A 258-nucleotide genomic window follows, 5' to 3' on the forward strand; every position below is an offset into this window, starting at 1 on the left:
TAGCGTTGGCGTTCGGCTTTCACCGAGCCGTAGTCAAGCACGAGTGTTCCGAGCGTGTCCATCGTCTCACGATTAAGAGCGGTGAGAGAGATGTTGCGCTCGTTAATATCGACGCCAACGAGTGTGGTGGCGTCTTCCGGTTCAGGCACTTCAACTTCTGTTTTGACCGTGACGTGTAGGTAGTACACGCCATCTCGGTACAGAAGTTCGGCCTGTCCCAACGACCACTCATCTTCAGTCAAGGCTGACTCGATGAGG

The 258-nt window shown here is 54.3% G+C and carries 1 pseudogene; it reads right to left on the reverse strand.

The window, feature by feature from the left end:
• Window positions 1-258: pseudogene (locus O2S87_RS19110) on the reverse strand (RNA-guided endonuclease TnpB family protein); the annotation flags it as partial.

Source organism: Halohasta sp. A2, assembly GCF_056175805.1.